General features: G+C 44.1%; 14 protein-coding genes. 5 read left to right on the forward strand and 9 right to left on the reverse strand.

Features of this window, described 5'->3' with window-relative positions; all coding sequences use genetic code 11:
* Both M9196_RS13780 and M9196_RS13785 read left to right on the forward strand, forming a co-directional pair.
* A partial coding sequence (locus M9196_RS13780; RefSeq protein WP_250618109.1) for an IS110 family RNA-guided transposase occupies positions 1-668 on the forward strand: 668 nt, incomplete at its 5' end.
* Between the two features lie 442 nt (positions 669-1,110).
* Positions 1,111-2,076 (forward strand): integron integrase, encoded by a 966-nt coding sequence (locus M9196_RS13785; protein ID WP_250618110.1) that lies wholly within the window; start codon positions 1,111-1,113, stop codon positions 2,074-2,076.
* A 67-nt stretch (positions 2,077-2,143) separates the two neighbouring features.
* Here the strand turns inward: M9196_RS13785 and rplT are convergent, their stop codons facing one another.
* The 4 genes from rplT to thrS form a co-directional block, all read right to left on the reverse strand.
* The gene (rplT, locus tag M9196_RS13790) at positions 2,144-2,497 is read right to left on the reverse strand and encodes a 50S ribosomal protein L20 (RefSeq protein WP_004401084.1); all 354 of its coding nucleotides are present in this window, start codon (positions 2,495-2,497) and stop codon (positions 2,144-2,146) included.
* 41 nt (positions 2,498-2,538) lie between these two features.
* The gene (rpmI, locus tag M9196_RS13795) at positions 2,539-2,733 is read right to left on the reverse strand and encodes a 50S ribosomal protein L35 (RefSeq protein ID WP_250618111.1); all 195 of its coding nucleotides are present in this window, start codon (positions 2,731-2,733) and stop codon (positions 2,539-2,541) included.
* A gap of 115 nt (positions 2,734-2,848) precedes the next feature.
* Complete coding sequence (infC, locus tag M9196_RS13800) at positions 2,849-3,400, reverse strand: translation initiation factor IF-3 (RefSeq protein WP_250618237.1); 552 nt, start codon at positions 3,398-3,400, stop codon at positions 2,849-2,851.
* A 3-nt stretch (positions 3,401-3,403) separates the two neighbouring features.
* Positions 3,404-5,329, reverse strand: coding sequence for a threonine--tRNA ligase (thrS, locus tag M9196_RS13805; RefSeq protein WP_250618112.1), 1,926 nt, complete (start codon positions 5,327-5,329; stop codon positions 3,404-3,406).
* A 385-nt stretch (positions 5,330-5,714) separates the two neighbouring features.
* On the opposite strand from thrS, the gene M9196_RS13810 reads away from it, so the two are divergent.
* Entirely contained in the window at positions 5,715-5,918 is a 204-nt protein-coding gene (locus M9196_RS13810; RefSeq protein WP_250618113.1) for a hypothetical protein, read from the forward strand.
* 50 nt (positions 5,919-5,968) lie between these two features.
* Here the strand turns inward: M9196_RS13810 and fabV are convergent, their stop codons facing one another.
* From fabV to M9196_RS13835, 5 genes are all read right to left on the reverse strand, one after another.
* Complete coding sequence (fabV, locus tag M9196_RS13815) at positions 5,969-7,171, reverse strand: enoyl-ACP reductase FabV (RefSeq protein WP_250618114.1); 1,203 nt, start codon at positions 7,169-7,171, stop codon at positions 5,969-5,971.
* A 218-nt stretch (positions 7,172-7,389) separates the two neighbouring features.
* On the reverse strand, positions 7,390-9,672 hold the full coding sequence (locus tag M9196_RS13820; RefSeq protein ID WP_250618115.1) for an acyl-CoA dehydrogenase: 2,283 nt from the start codon (positions 9,670-9,672) through the stop codon (positions 7,390-7,392).
* A gap of 115 nt (positions 9,673-9,787) precedes the next feature.
* Positions 9,788-10,426 (reverse strand): TetR/AcrR family transcriptional regulator, encoded by a 639-nt coding sequence (locus M9196_RS13825; RefSeq protein ID WP_250618116.1) that lies wholly within the window; start codon positions 10,424-10,426, stop codon positions 9,788-9,790.
* A 364-nt stretch (positions 10,427-10,790) separates the two neighbouring features.
* A complete protein-coding gene (locus M9196_RS13830) occupies positions 10,791-11,975 on the reverse strand; it encodes a D-alanyl-D-alanine carboxypeptidase family protein (protein ID WP_250618117.1) in 1,185 nt (394 codons plus the stop codon).
* 283 nt (positions 11,976-12,258) lie between these two features.
* Positions 12,259-13,554, reverse strand: coding sequence for a GGDEF domain-containing protein (locus M9196_RS13835; RefSeq protein WP_250618118.1), 1,296 nt, complete (start codon positions 13,552-13,554; stop codon positions 12,259-12,261).
* 408 nt (positions 13,555-13,962) lie between these two features.
* Between M9196_RS13835 and M9196_RS13840 the strand changes: the two genes are divergently transcribed.
* The gene (locus M9196_RS13840) at positions 13,963-14,247 is read left to right on the forward strand and encodes a hypothetical protein (RefSeq protein WP_250618238.1); all 285 of its coding nucleotides are present in this window, start codon (positions 13,963-13,965) and stop codon (positions 14,245-14,247) included.
* A 544-nt stretch (positions 14,248-14,791) separates the two neighbouring features.
* Positions 14,792-15,928 carry an ABC transporter substrate-binding protein gene (locus tag M9196_RS13845; protein WP_250618239.1) on the forward strand — a complete coding sequence of 379 codons (1,137 nt, stop codon included), beginning with the start codon at positions 14,792-14,794 and terminating at the stop codon, positions 15,926-15,928.

A 15,928-nucleotide genomic window follows, 5' to 3' on the forward strand; every position in this document is an offset into this window, starting at 1 on the left:
GCCTGCATCGTATTCGCCAGGGGTTAATTAAAACAAGAACCGCAACCATCAACCAACTTAGAGGGCTACTCTCTGAATTTGGCCTTGTCATGCCACAAGGCCGCTACTCGGCCCAAAACACTATCGGGAGTATCCTCGAAGATGCGGAAAATGGCTTGCCTATGCTGGCTCGTGAACTACTTCAAGATCTGTCGAACAAGATTCAAAGCCTTAATCTTGAAATCCTACACTATGACCGAAGAGTCTCAGCATTAGTCCGAGAAATGGCTTCAGCAAGGGCTCTTATGAATATTCCTGGTGTTGGGGAACACAGTGCAAGTACCATTATCGCGACCGTCAATGACGCTAAGCAATTTGGCTCTAGCCGGCAATTTGCCGCGTGGATAGGGTTGGTTCCAAGGCAATACTCAACCGGTGGTCATGTTCATCTTGGGCGCATCAGCAAAAGAGGCGAAAAACACATTCGCACTCTCCTTATTCATGGCGCAAGAGCCGTTATTGCACGATGCAAAGAGAAGACCGACCACAACAGCATTTGGTTAAACCAACTCGTTGAACGACGCGGTTATAAACGAGCGGCTGTCGCCCTAGCAGCAAAGAATGCTCGTATCATATGGGCATTATTAACAACAGGAAAAGAGTACAAGATTAACTATGTAAACGGTTAACACTCACCGAGTCAAAGCAATAGCAAATGATGACAATACGATCAGACCGAGATGTTTAAACCTGTCTATAAAGCTAGTAGCAAATACTGTCTAACGAATGAGGTCAGCATCAAGCGAATATCATCAGGGTGACGGAACGAATCCGATTAAACACCGAATGTAGAGCTGCTGTCCGATCCACTGTTGTCAGCGCGAGCTATTGTTGACAAAAGAGGGAGTCCATGTAGCTTTATAGACGGACTTATTCCGTACTTTCTCGCACGCTACCGCCTTCTATAATCATAGAATTGGTCTATGTTAGAGTATTATTACTGAAAAATCAGTTAGCTAAGTAGTATTAAACTTGTTGCTCATCACAAAAGCTAGAATTCTTCCGTCTAAGTTCGGAGCTCACGCCTAAACTAAAAGTCTGTATATATAAACAGTATTCAAGGTAGTGGCGATGAAATCTCCTTTTATGAATTACATTCGTGAATTTATGCGTGCTAGACATTATTCAGAGCGAACCATTGATGCTTACCTTACCTGGATAGTTCAATACATTGTCTACCATAACAAGAAGCATCCTCGCGAACTTAATAGCAAAGATGTAGAGGACTTTCTGTCATATCTAGTGACTAGTCGAAACCTAGCGGCTCGCAGCCAAGCTGTCGCTCTCAATGCTTTAGTATTCTTATATAAACACATAATTGGAGTGCCGATTGAATTGGATATCCAGTTCAAAAAATCACATAAAGGAAAAAAGCTGCCTACGGTACTAACAACACGTGAAGTCGCAAAGCTATTAGAAAATATTCCCGCTAACTACTTGCTTCCAACACAATTGATGTATGGCTCTGGCCTGCGTTTAATGGAGTGTTTAAGGCTTAGATATCAAGATATTGATTTTGAATATGGTGCACTGAGGATATGGCGAGCTAAAGGTAATAAAAACCGTATTGTTACATTGGCTAAAGAACTATTACCGGCAATCGAACTACAGCAGAAAAATGTCATGAAGCTTTGGCAGCAAGATCTTAAGCAAAAGGAATACTCAGGTGTGTTTTTACCTAATGCATTGGCAACGAAATACCCCAACTCTAACAAAGAGCTTAACTGGCAGTATTTATTCCCTTCGATAAGATTGGCCGTTGATCCAGTATCAAAGCGGCTTTATCGCCATCATATTAATGAGACGAGTCTTCAAAAAGTTGTTAAACAAGCGGTAAAAAAGGCGGGAATTAGTAAGTCGGTAAGCTGTCACACGTTGCGCCATTCATTTGCAACTCACCTTCTTGAAAGTGGTGCAGATATTCGCACAGTTCAAGAGCAGCTTGGTCATACGGATATTAAAACTACCCAGATATATACTCATGTGGTGAATCGTGGTGCCAATGGCGTAAAAAGCCCACTATCCAACTTACTTTAGGTAATAAAATTTAGGCAATAAAAAAGGAGAGCAAATGCTCTCCTTTATCAAAGATCTAAACTGCTAATTAAAGAGCAGCTTTCGCTTTTTCAACTAGAACTGCAAATGCAGCTTTGTCGAATACAGCGATATCAGCAAGGATCTTACGATCGATCTCGATAGATGCTTTCTTAAGACCGTTGATGAAACGGCTGTAAGATAGACCATTTTGACGAGAAGCCGCGTTGATACGTGCAATCCACAGTTGACGGAATTGACGTTTCTTGTTGCGACGGTCACGGTATGCGTATTGACCTGCTTTAGTAACAGCTTGGAAAGCTACGCGGTAAACACGTGAACGTGCTCCGTAGTAACCTTTAGCTTGTTTTAGAACTTTCTTATGACGTGCACGAGCTTGTACACCACGTTTTACGCGAGGCATTATGTCTCTCCTAAACTAAACGATTGATAAACTAAAAAGAATTAAGCGTATGGCAACATACGTAGAACTGCAGCAACTTCACATTTAGGAAGAATTGCGTTCGGACGTAGTTGACGCTTGTTCTTAGTAGTACGCTTAGTCAAGATGTGACGTTTACCAGCGTGCTTAAATTTGATACCACCAGCTGTTTTCTTGAAACGCTTAGCTGCACCTTTGTTGGATTTCATCTTAGGCATGATGAAGAACTCCGCATTGTTGAGTTAATTAAACACTAGTAATTAGGCGAATAAAACCCTACCGCTTACCTCTTTAACAAGGCACGGCAAGGTTATATTACTTGCAAGCCGTAAATTACTTCTTCTTAGGGGCCAATACCATGATCATCTGGCGACCTTCAATTCTCGTTGGGAAAGATTCGACTACTGCAAATTCTTCAGTATCCGCTTTCAAACGATGTAGAACGTCAACACCGATGTCTTGGTGAGCCATTTCGCGGCCACGGAAGCGAATTGTTACCTTCACTTTGTTGCCGTCTTCAAGGAAACCAGTCAGGTTGCGTAGTTTTACCTGATAGTCTCCAATATCAGTTCCAGGACGGAATTTTATTTCCTTAATCTGAACCTGTTTTTGCTTTTTCTTCTGCTCTTTAGCAGCTTTGCTCTTTTCAAAGAGGAACTTACCATAGTCCATCACGCGACAGACTGGTGGCTCGGCGTTAGGGCTGATCTCTACGAGATCCATACCAGCTTCTAGAGCTGCATCTAACGCTTCTTGAATCAGAACGACACCAACAGGTTCACCATCTGCACCTGTTAGACGAACTTCACGAACGCCACGAATTTCACCGTTTAAACGATGCTGGTTTTGTTTGGCCGGTTGTTGGCCACGTCTTCCGCCTTTAATAGGTTATTCCTCCAGATTGAGCTTACGGCTTGCGATTTCGGCTTGGATGTATGTGATAAAGTCATCCACTTTAAACTTACCTAAATCGTTGCCCTTACGAGTACGTACTGCAATTTCGCCTGCTTCCATTTCTTGGTCGCCACAAACGAGCATATACGGTACACGTTTCAAAGTATGTTCGCGGATTTTAAAGCCAATCTTCTCATTTCTCAAGTCCGCTTTGGCTCTAATTCCACTTTTTTGCAGTTTTTTCGTAATTTCTTGAACATATTCAGACTGTTTGTCAGTAATTCCCATAACAACAGCTTGCTCTGGAGCTAACCATGTTGGGAAGAAGCCTGCATATTCTTCAATTAGAATACCAATAAAGCGCTCTAGTGAACCTAAAATCGCGCGGTGAATCATAACTGGCGTGTGACGCTCGTTATCTTCGCCTACGTAAGTTGCTCCTAAACGCTCGGGTAATGCAAAATCGAGCTGCACTGTACCACATTGCCAAGCTCGGTCCAAACAATCATGCAAAGTAAATTCAATTTTAGGTCCATAGAATGCACCCTCACCTTCTTGAATCTCGTATGCGATGTCCATAGATTTAAGCGCAAGCTCTAAATCCGACTCTGCACGGTCCCACATTTCATCAGAACCAACACGTTTTTCAGGACGCGTAGATAGCTTAACAACGATATTGTCAAAACCAAACGTCTGGTATGTATCGTAAACCATCTCAATACAAGATTTTACTTCTTGCTGAACTTGTTGCTCTGTACAGAATACGTGAGCATCATCTTGAGTAAAGCCACGAACACGCATAATGCCGTGTAATGCGCCAGACGGCTCGTTACGGTGACAAGAACCAAACTCAGCCATACGCAACGGTAAGTCACGGTAAGACTTAAGACCTTGGTTAAAGATCTGTACGTGACCTGGGCAGTTCATTGGCTTGATAGCGTATTCACGGTTCTCAGAAGAAGTCGTAAACATCGCTTCTGCGTATTTATCCCAGTGACCAGAACGTTCCCAAAGTACACGGTCCATCATTAATGGGCCTTTTACTTCTTGGTAATCGTATTCTGTTAGTTTTTCACGAATGAACACTTCAAGATCACGGAAAATAGACCAACCATTGTGGTGCCAGAACACCATACCCGGTGCTTCTTGCTGCATGTGGAACAAGTCCAAATGTTTACCAATTTTACGGTGGTCACGCTTTGCCGCTTCTTCTAGACGTGTTAGGTGCGCCTTCAGTGCTTTTTTATCGTGGAATGCCGTACCGTAGATACGCTGCAACATTTTGTTGTCGCTGTTACCACGCCAGTATGCGCCTGCTACGTTCAGCAATTTAAAGTGCTGGCAGAAGCTCATGTTTGGCACGTGTGGACCACGACACATGTCGATGTATTCTTCGTGATGGTATAGGCCTGGACGATCATCTTTAGAGACGTTTTCATCCAAGATTTCAATCTTGTAAGTTTCGCCGCGGCTTTCAAATGCATCGCGTGCTTCTTGCCAGCTTACTTTTTTCTTAACCACTTGATATTTGGTTTTGGCAAGCTCTTTCATGCGCTTTTCGATCTTCTCTATATCATCTTGTGTTAGAGATTCTTCTAGATCGATATCGTAATAAAAGCCATTGTCGATCGTAGGACCAATCGCCATTTTTACGTCTGGGTACAATTGCTTAATCGCATGTCCCAAAAGGTGAGCACATGAGTGACGAACGATCTCTAGACCGTCTTCGTCTTTTGCCGTGATGATTTCTAGGCTTGCATCATTTTCAATAAGATCACAAGCATCTACACGTTCGCCATCTACACGACCAGCAATGGTTGCTTTCGCTAAACCAGGACCAATAGAAAGGGCAACATCTAGAGTGGAAACAGGGGCATCAAATGAACGCTGACTGCCGTCAGGAAGAGTAATTACAGGCATGTATAATCCTATTACAGTGGTCTTGCACACCAAGCAAGACTTGCATTAATGATTAACAACCTTACACAGAGTAAGACTGTCACTATTTATCGAGAGAGTTACGCTATTGAGTGCAAATACAGATGCACCCTTTAACGCAAGGCGACATTGTAACTAATGAGTGTTAAATAACAATCGAATTCTATCACTCGTCACATTTTTACTGTCCCAGATAAACATATGACGGGTCAGTGACGGAATAATGAAGATTGAATTACCGACCAACTTTCCTACTATTAGTCATGTAAGCATTTTAATAGTATCAGTGTGTAGGCGTTAAACGTCTTGGCAACGCTTACTCATTTAAGTAAACGGCATTTAAGTAAACGGCATTTAGGTGAACAGTATGGATAGTTTGGATTATTACGTCAGACTCAATAAAAATGGCCATGCCAATGTCTATCGCGATGGGCACCTTCTTTTAGGAAGTGAGGTGATTGAGATTGACAACATGCAAGATGAGTATCATCAGTTTAATTCAGAAGCGACAGCCATTATACAGTTAGCTAGCGGGGTTCGCTTAACCGACATCAAAGTACAAGATGAGTAATGAGAAAAGGAAGCCGAAAGGCTTCCTTTTTTATCTTGCTATTCGCTAGATTATAGGTCGATAACGTCAAACTCGACAAGCGGAGAGATATCCGCTTCGTAGTCAACGCCTGCAACCCCAAAGCCAAATAACTTCAAGAACTCTTCTTTGTACTCAACGTAATCCGTTAGCTCTTTCAGGTTTTCAGACGTGATCTGTGGCCATAGCGCTTCACAGTGCTTCTGAATGTCTTCACGCAGTTCCCAGTCATCAAGACGCAGACGGTTTTTGTCATCCACTTCAGGTGCTGTGCCGTCTTCTTTATATAGACGCTGTGAGAACATACGGTGAATCTGTTCCATACAACCTTCGTGAATGCCTTCTTCGCGCATCTTTTTAAAGACCATCGCAATGTATAGCGGCATGACTGGAATCGCAGAGCTTGCTTGAGTCACAACAGACTTAAGCACAGCAACGTTTGCACTGCCGCCCTTTTCTGCAAGCTTAGCGTTTAACTCAGACGCAGCACGGTCTAAGTCCATCTTCGCCTTACCCAACGCGCCTTCCCAATAGATTGGCCACGTTAGCTCGGTACCAATGTATGAGTAAGCGACTGTCTTACAACCATCAGCCAAAACACCAGCATCAGAAAGTGCGTTAACCCACAATTCCCAATCCTCGCCACCCATAACGGTAACGGTGTCTTTGATCTCTTCTTCGGTTGCCGGCTCAACGCTCGCTTCAATAATGGTGTCAGAGTTCGTGTCAACGGCGGTAGAGGTGTACGTCTCGCCAATTGGTTTTAGCGATGAACGAATTAGCTCACCGGTATCTGGTAGCTTACGGACTGGTGACGCTAGTGAGTAAACGACCATGTCGATTTGACCAAGGTCTTCTTTAATCAGATCGATAACTTTTTGTTTTGCTTCGTGCGAGAAGGCATCGCCATTAATGCTTTTCGCATAAAGGCCTTCTTCTTTTGCCAGTTTTTCAAATGCCGCTGAGTTGTAGTAACCCGCAGTACCTGGCTTACGCTCAGTCGCTGGTTTTTCGAAAAATACGCCGATTGTTGACGCACCACCACCAAATGCCGCAGCGATACGAGAAGAAAGGCCGTAACCACTAGAAGAGCCAACAACAAGCACGCGCTTTGGTGCATTAGCGATTGGGCCTTGCGCTTGGGTATAAGCAATTTGTTCTTTTACGTTAGCTTCACAACCTACTGGGTGAGTAGTAGTACAGATAAATCCACGAATTCGGGGTTTGATGATCATATTCAGTTCCTCAAAAAATCTTTGTTAGGATAAAAGGTTCAAAGACAAATCGCATCTTATTTCTGTCAAAAACCCTTAATTTCCTAAGTGGTTGGAGCACTTTCAGAGCAAAATCATCTTTTATTGAGACCAAAAGAAGAGCGCATAAGCGCCCTTCTTAACTTTACTTGTTACGTTTTTTAGTACCGAACGGACTTATCCTCAGCAGAAGTCGCTCGTTAGGCCACACTATTTAGCTTAGGTTTGTTCTCGCTGTGTGTTCTGACTTCACTCAAGTCATGACTAAAGTGATCCACTTGAATCGCTTTATAACGTAAGGCATCGGCTGCGTTGATTTTATCGACTTCTTCTTGCGTCAATACCTCCGCTTCCAATGCTTGAGCCAAACGCTCCTTGAGCAAGCCTTTCTTCGCCACTTTGCCCTCTTTCACACCTTTGAATAACTTCTTCTCTAGGTCTTGAATGTCAAACATCGCAATGAAAGCGTTCTCCATCAAGCCGATTTTATCATCCTCTTTCGAACCGATATAACAAAGTTGGGTTAAACGATCACGCTGGGCTCCTGGTACCATCATTGCTTTAGCGATATTAAGACCAATTTCATCCGATGGTTTTTCAAAGTGATTACCAATTGGGAACAACAACCCTTTTAATGTTCGCCCTGCCCAGCGCGCTGGGAAATTACGGTACGCTTCATTCAAAGACGTCGCGGCATGATGCATACAGTGCTGAACCGCGTAGTGAACAAAATCGAGATCTGCACGCTGACGACCATCATCTTCATATTTTTTCAACGCCGCTGACGCCATGAACAAGTACGCCAGTCCATCACCTAAGCGAGCTGAAATCGTCTCTTTTCGTTTTAAGTCGCCGCCAAGCGTTAGCATGGCAAAATCCGCACTCACCGCTAATGCTTTGCTAAGCCTCGTAATATCTTTATAGTAACGCTTCGTTGGACCGCTCATGTAAGCCCCAACGAACGCCGAGCCCGTTAATGCCGCACCAAATGCACCAAAGGTATTTTTTGTGGCGTGACCAATGTGTTTGAAGAGCAACTTGTCAAAGTCCGCTAATGCCTGCTTTTCATCTGGATTTGCCGCCGCTTCCATCTCTTTTAACACGTAAGGGTGACAACGCGTCGCACCTTGACCAAAGATCATTAAGTTACGAGTTAAAATATTGGCACCTTCTACAGTGATGGCTACCGGGATCCCAAGATAGCTGGATGCGAGGTAGTTCATTGGTCCATCTTGAATAGCCCGCCCTGCGTGGATATCCATGGAGTCATTTAGAATGGTACGTGCCATTTCTGTCATGTGATATTTCGCAATGGCAGTAACAATGCCTGGCTTTTCGCCCATATCAAGAGAAGTCGTCGTCATGGTACGCGTAGCTTCAAGCAAATATGTTAGACCGCCAATGCGGCCCATGGCCTCTGCTACTCCTTCAAACTTACCAATCGACATACCAAATTGCTTACGAACATAGGCATAAGCTCCGGTCGTTCGTGTTGTAAGATGCCCGATCGCCGTGCCTAATGCTGGCAGTGAAATACCACGCCCTGCTGACAAACATTCCACCAGCATACGCCATCCACGACCCGCGTAATCCGCTCCGCCAATTAACCAATCCATCGGAATAAATACATCGTTACCACGTGTTGGACCATTCATAAAGGCAAGATGAATAGGATCATGACGCTCGCCAATTTCCACACCTTTATGGTTTGCCGGTATCAACGCACAGGTAATACCGAGATCTTCTTTTTCACCCATCAACTGGTCAGGATCATGAAGTTTAAAGGCTAAGCCTAATACCGTTGCAACAGGTGCAAGGGTGATGTATCGCTTATTCCAGTTGAGACGAATACCAAGCACTTCTTTACCTTCATGCTCGCCATAACAAACAATACCTTTATCTGGAATGCCACCAGCATCGGAACCGGCTTCTGGACCCGTTAATGCAAAACATGGAATATCCGTTCCGTCTGCAAGACGTGGTAACCAGTAATCTTTCTGCTCTTGCGTTCCGTAATGGGATAATAACTCACCAGGACCCAGCGAGTTAGGTACCATCACCGACACAGCAGCACTGATGCTTCGTGTTGCGATCTTGGTGACGATTGTCGAGTTCGCCAACGAAGAAAACTCGCGGCCACCGTACTCTTTGGAAATAATCAGAGAGAAGAAACGCTCTTTACGTAGAAAATCCCATACCTCTTTCGGCAAATCGCGGTCTTTCGTCACTATTTTGTAGTCATCAAGCATCGCGAGCAGTGTTTCAAGCTCGTTGTCCATAAACGACTGCTCTTCTGCCGTTAGAGTCGGTTTTGGGTACTGGTGTAGTGTTTTAAAGTTAGGCGTTCCAGAGAACAACTCCCCATCCCACCAAACACTGCCCGCCTCCATCGCTTCACGCTCTGTTGCGGATAGTGGTGGCAGTACTTTTTTAAACATTTTAAATGCTGGGTCACTCACCCATTTTCTTCTTAGAGAGCTCATGTTACCTATCCTTTTGTTCACAATTTGTCTTGTTTTTAAAATAATTATTTAGGGTACAAACTTGGTGGTGCACTCCGTTTAACAGCCGTTAAATCGGGAAAACTTTAGTTAACAATCATGACGTCTCAGCGGCGACACCTGCAGCCAAGTACGGAATAATTTGATCGATGATCACTTCGGCATCGACTTTTCTTTCAAATGAACTGTACGCAATTTCTGAAAGCGCTTGGCTTGAAGCCATCGTAAAAACACACGTACCTAGGGTGAAATGCAACCGCCAAAACAGGGTTTCTGGGGTTAGTTGAGTATTGGCCTTTAATACCGATTGAGTAAACATCGCCAGGGTTTCGGTGTAACGCGTGGAAATAAACCAGCGTAAATGCCCTTGTACATCGGTATAACCACGACCCACTAACAACATAAAACGACTGGCGCCATTTGGCTTCACTTGGTTCAAACTCAACAACGGCTGTTTCAGTGCCTTGAACACTTCTTCCATCGTATGCGAGTCTCGATCATTAAGCTCATACAGTGCTTTTTCCACCGCCGGCATAAAGGCTTCCAGATAACGGTTCAAAACCGCTCTTACTAACGTTTTTTTATCACCAAAATGATAATTGACCGATGCCAAGTTTACATTTGCTTTGCTGGTAATAGTCCGCAAGGAAGTGTCGTTAAAGCCCTGTTCGGCAAACAATACCTCTGCTACATCTAAGATTTTGTCTTTGGTGGTTATCTTTGCCATTTCAATCATCCGTATAAAACATATGTTTGAATATACGCCTGCAACAGAGATATAACAAGTGATTAACATCAAACATTTTGAAACTGGTTAGACCAGAATCAAAAAGGTCGCGATACATCAGACGGTTACAAAAAAAGAAATGCATTTAAATTTTTTTGAGAAGAAAGGGGAACTAACGCAAAAGAAGGGGGTCTATTACTATGCAGTCAGTAATGAACCGATGAACACATTTACACTGACTTTTCATAGCTGACGGCACTGCTGCTGTTTTTTCTTATAAACTCCTATATTTGTATGTGCCCAAACCACTATTGGTTTGGGCTTTTTTTTGGGTTTACTTTCTTCGAAAGTTGTGACGTCGATGTTTAAGAACCTAGCTTTCCCACAGCGACTTGGTATCTGAAAACAATGACTTAAACCAAAGAACGACAGTATCAACGACGCGGGTGAAAATTGACCCTTCTTCAACGCTCGATTTCGCCACCAGCGGCTCAGTCATGATTTCGTCAACGCCAATTTTCCATGTCACGCTACCAACAATATCGCCTTGTTTCACGGGGGCAATGAGCGGCGCATAAATCTCCACTTCTTTCGATAGATCTCGGCCTTTTCCTCGCGCATACGTGGCGTAGACATCCTGCTCAAAGCCAACAGAAAGATTCTTGCCTTCACCTTTCCAAATTCGTACTGAGCGCTCATCCCTATCGGCAACCGCCAGCTGGTCGGTTTCATAGAAGCGGAAACCGTAATTAAGGAGCTGTCTGGATGCCTCAGCTCGTGTTTGTGTACTTGGTGTTCCCATCACGACAGAAATCAAACGCATCTGCCCCTGTGTGGCAGAGCTCACTAAGCTATAACCTGCTTCCGACGTATAACCGGTTTTCCCTCCATCCACATTAAGTGAATTGTCCCACAACAATCGGTTTCGGTTATATTGTTGAATATCCGCCCAAACAAAACGTTTCTCCGAGTACAACGCATACACCTCTGGCATATCTTCAATAATACGTTGCATCAAGATCGCCATATTTTGCGGTGTGGTGTGGATCCCTTGGCCATCAAGTCCGTGCGCGTTGATAAACTCGGTGCTTGTCATTCCTAGCGAGACTGCCCATTGATTCATTAGTGCGACAAAACCACTCTCTGTGCCCGCAACATGCTCAGCCAATGCTACCGCTGCGTCGTTACCCGATTGGATGATAAGTCCGCGCATCAGATCCGCCACAGTGACGCTGTCACCTGGTTTAATAAACATTTTTGACGAATCAGGGAATTTAACCGACCACGCATTTTCACTCACTGCGACTTTACTGTCCCAAGAGGTGCGCCCGGATTCAATTTCTTTGCCCACGACATAAGCCGTCATCAATTTTGTCAGGCTTGCTGGTGCCAATGCGGCGTCTTGGTTCTTTTCAACTAAAATCGCGCCAGATTGGTAATCCATCAGCACATAGCCTTTCGCATTTAATGTTGGTGGGTTTGGCGTCACCAACGCATAAGCGGTAGCAGACGAACACAAAGTCATCGATGCAAATAGCAGTGACAATGATTTATTCATCTCACTTACTCCTTAAATAATGGTTGCTCCATTCGTTTTCGATAGAGGAAATGCAGCAGCGCATGATGGATTAAATTCATCGAGCCACGTCCGGAGCTAAAAAGGGTTCCCCTCTCATCAAACTAGATGAAAATCAGCCATTTCACAGGCTTTTTTTGTAAGATTTATTACGATGTCAGTCGTCGGTAGGATTGGGTAGGAAAGGTGGGAGCGAAAACAATGGTTTTGCTTTAGCGACCCAAGCATGACCAAAATCTGCGTTGTTACGTTGAGGCAAGCACTCTTATTGGCAGTCTAAGAACGCAATCGCAGAGCCAGCCTGCTTTTTAGCTAAGTACATCGCCCTATCAGCAATCGCTATTGCATCCGTTGTACACCACTTAGACTCTTTACACAGCGTCAAACCAATGCTTAAACTCACGTCAATTTCTTTACCTTCACTGCTCTTAAAGCGATGAGAAAAAACTTGTAACAAATGTTCAGCGATACTGCGAGCATGAGGCTGGTTTTTAATGCCTTTCATCACCACAAGAAACTCATCTCCTCCCAGCCGCGCGGTTATGTCTGACTGACGAGTAAAGTCATTCATTCGTCGTGCCAGCTCGACTAAGATTTCGTCTCCCGTCGTATGACCATATTGATCATTAATGATTTTAAAATTGTCGACATCAATATAAAGAAACGCAATAGATTGGGTAAAGCTTTCGCTAGCATTGATTAAGGTTTGCAAACGGCGATCAAGTAACCGACGATTAGGCAAATTCGTTAACGGGTCTAAATTTTGCTCTTCGATGATTTTAACCTCACGAGCCTTACGCTCAGAAATATCCCGAACCACCGCCAATAAGTAACAACATCCATTATGCTCTACCATGTTTACACTGGCCTCAACGGGTAGCTCGGTACCATCTTTTCTTCTGTGAGTTGCTTCGATATATTTGTTGCGCTCTATCTTCATATTTAAGACATGTTCACTCCATGACACAGATGGGTTAAACAACGGATTAATGTCTGATACGCTCAAACGCAGCATTTCCGACTTCGAATATCCTAAGCGTTGGTATGCTAGCTCGTTACAGTTGAGAATTTGTCCTGAAGCGGGATCCACCACATAAATGGCGTCATTAGACTTGAGTACTAGCTGCTCTAATAACAGCTCGCCGGCCTGCGATTGCCGTTCACCGGATAAGTCTCGAATTTGGGATATTAGCTGCGTCGTGACTCCATCATCATTACAATGAGCGACAATGCATAAGACAGCATAAATAGTATGACCATCTTTGTGCCGATAACGCTTTTGAATTTCGACTGGCTCATTTGGGTTCTGGTCAAGCCGACTACGAATAATTTTATTAAGGCGAAGATCGTCTTGATGAGTGATCACCACCTCATCAGACATAATTTCAGCTTGGGTGTATCCCAGTAAATTCAACAGCGCTTGATTGACATAATGAAGCTTACCTGACGATTCCGTGATGATCGTCGGTACTGATGTTATATCAAACAGTTTCAATATCGCACTATTCAAATTGCTGGTACCCCTCTCATCCATTTCCTTGCTACCCCTTACGGTATCCATTCTGTATCCCTAGACTCAGACTGGCATGGTTCACGCTGATGTTTATCGCCTAAGGCTCATTACCTTCTAAAGGGTTGGGGAGCAGTTATGTTTCGCCTAATGTCGATGTTATCGTGATCAGCGTAAGTAAAAATAACGACGTAAATAAAATATTTCCTCTCATTGAAGCGCGTAATCATGGAAATTCGAATCACTGGCTTGTCGTTATTTACAAAATACTCAAAATTGAGACAGATCAAACTCCTGTTTGATTACTCATTTAGAGGCATGTGTTGCATGACGCTTATGCAATAGCATCGCGTCTCTCTAATTCTTGGTTTCATTATGAACATTCAAACTGAGCAGACATTTAGTGCTGATAATCAGCCACATAGGTTCACCCCTAACCCTACCGCCCCCACAACATCTATAGGCATTCGAAAGCCTAACTTATACGAAGCCGCTAAGGGTCTCATTGCGCAGGTCAAAGCTGAACTGCCGCTCTATGATGAGTCTACGTTTAAGTGTGGGCCCGATAATTCCTGCATAGGCTGTCCGAAAAAGCTATTAGAGCTGGTTGAAACGGAAGTGAGTTATTGGGAGTCGGCGCTTGAGCGTGGCATCATACCCAACTTCGAAGAGTTACGTCGTTTTGGAAAACTCTGCCATAGCGTAAGACGGGGTCTTGTTCGCAATGGTCTGATTGAAAATTAATCGAAGCGTCGTATAAGTACTTTATCTATACAAGCATAAGCATAAGCATAAGCATAAGCACTGGAAGTATATAGGTACTCTAACCATATAGAAGTACCTTAACCAAGTATAAGTACCTTAACCATATACAAGCACCTTAACTAGGTCACAAGTACGCTAAGTGCCAAAACATTTACCTCGCAATTTAAAGGCGATGAAATTGTCCAGAGCGCGGTGAAATCATCGCGCGTTAGGCTTTATTGAGTTACCCCTCCCTTCTTAAGATACGACTCACCTCCTTATCCATTATTTCCCTAAAAATTACGCCACATCGTTGAAATTTATTCTGAATCTGTCCGGTCGAGTATCAAAAGTCTCAAATTTTAATGAATCTTGCGGGTGTTTCGCGCTCAACGCACACTCACTATTGATTCTGACACGCTAACCTTTAGTATCTTTTATTAACAACTCGGCATGGTTTGCCACACTATTCACAATGGATGATAAAATGAATAAAAAGACATTCAGCAGATCCGCACTGACCACTATCGTCAGTCTAACGACTATGGTCAGTCTTTCGTCTTTTCCACTCTACGCACAAGACAATAGTCCCTCTGATCAAAATTGGGACGCGGTTATCAAGGAAGCCAAAGGACAGACCGTCTACTTTCATGCCTGGGGTGGCAGCCAAGAAATTAATCGCTATTTGCAATGGGCTGGACAACAAATTCAGCAGCAATATGGCGTCACGTTCAATCATGTCAAAGTCACCGATATCGCCGAAACCAGTGCACGATTATTAGCAGAGAAAGCCGCAGGTAAAAATAAAAACGGCAGCGTTGATATGGTGTGGATTAATGGTGAAAATTTCAAATCAATGAAAGAAAATGCGCTTCTTCATGGCCCGTTTGTTTCCTCTCTGCCAAGTTGGCAATACGTCGATAAATCGTTGCCTATCGATGTCGATTTCTCAGTATCAACCGACGGACTTGAAGCCCCGTGGGGAGTGGGTCAACTGGTTTACATTCATGACACACAGACTCTCAACAATCCCCCAACTTCCTACTCAGAAATGCTCAACTACGCACAAGCGTACCCAGGCAAGCTCAGCTACCCTAAACCACCGGAGTTCCATGGCACCAGTTTCTTAAAATCACTACTGATTGAGTTAACTGAAAATGACCCATCTTTAGCTAAACCGGTTACTGATGCGGATTTTTCCGGCGTCACTCAACCGCTTTGGGCGTATCTCGACGCGTTTCATAAAGTGGCATGGCGTGGCGGCAAACAATTCCCAGCTGGCACTGCAGAAACGCTGCAATTACTGGACGATGGTCAGCTTGATCTAGCGATTACGTTTAACCCCAACGCGGTTTTCTCTGCCCAAGAAAGCGGCGCATTAAGCGAAAGCACCGCCGCTTACGCGTTCGACAACGGCGCATTGTCTAATATTCATTTTCTTGCCATTCCATGGAATGCAAGCGCACAAGCTGGTGCAAAGGTCGCGATCAACTTCCTACTTAGCCCAGAAGCCCAATCGCGTAAGGGTGATATCACCGTATGGGGGGATCCTTCTGTTCTCAAAAGTCAGTATTTACAAGGTTCTGCGGCTAAAAGTCAGCAATTTAAATCAGTGGCTGAGCCTCACCCGAGCTGGCAAGCAGCACTCGAGCAAGAGTGGCTGCAGCGCTATGGTAGCTAG

Origin of the sequence: Vibrio methylphosphonaticus, assembly GCF_023634655.1 — a bacterium.
In the GTDB taxonomy this organism is placed as follows: Bacteria; Pseudomonadota; Gammaproteobacteria; order Enterobacterales; family Vibrionaceae; genus Vibrio; species Vibrio methylphosphonaticus.

Coding starts and splice junctions, on each gene's coding strand:
- M9196_RS13830 (WP_250618117.1), bottom strand. CDS start 11,975: ATGAATAAATCATTGTCACTGCTATTTGCATCGATGACTTTGTGTTCG.
- M9196_RS13835 (WP_250618118.1), bottom strand. CDS start 13,554: ATGGATACCGTAAGGGGTAGCAAGGAAATGGATGAGAGGGGTACCAGC.
- M9196_RS13845 (WP_250618239.1), top strand. CDS start 14,792: ATGGTCAGTCTTTCGTCTTTTCCACTCTACGCACAAGACAATAGTCCC.
- fabV (WP_250618114.1), bottom strand. CDS start 7,171: ATGATCATCAAACCCCGAATTCGTGGATTTATCTGTACTACTACTCAC.
- M9196_RS13825 (WP_250618116.1), bottom strand. CDS start 10,426: ATGATTGAAATGGCAAAGATAACCACCAAAGACAAAATCTTAGATGTA.
- M9196_RS13820 (WP_250618115.1), bottom strand. CDS start 9,672: ATGAGCTCTCTAAGAAGAAAATGGGTGAGTGACCCAGCATTTAAAATG.
- rpmI (WP_250618111.1), bottom strand. CDS start 2,733: ATGCCTAAGATGAAATCCAACAAAGGTGCAGCTAAGCGTTTCAAGAAA.
- thrS (WP_250618112.1), bottom strand. CDS start 5,329: ATGCCTGTAATTACTCTTCCTGACGGCAGTCAGCGTTCATTTGATGCC.
- M9196_RS13810 (WP_250618113.1), top strand. CDS start 5,715: ATGGATAGTTTGGATTATTACGTCAGACTCAATAAAAATGGCCATGCC.
- M9196_RS13785 (WP_250618110.1), top strand. CDS start 1,111: ATGAAATCTCCTTTTATGAATTACATTCGTGAATTTATGCGTGCTAGA.
- rplT (WP_004401084.1), bottom strand. CDS start 2,497: ATGCCTCGCGTAAAACGTGGTGTACAAGCTCGTGCACGTCATAAGAAA.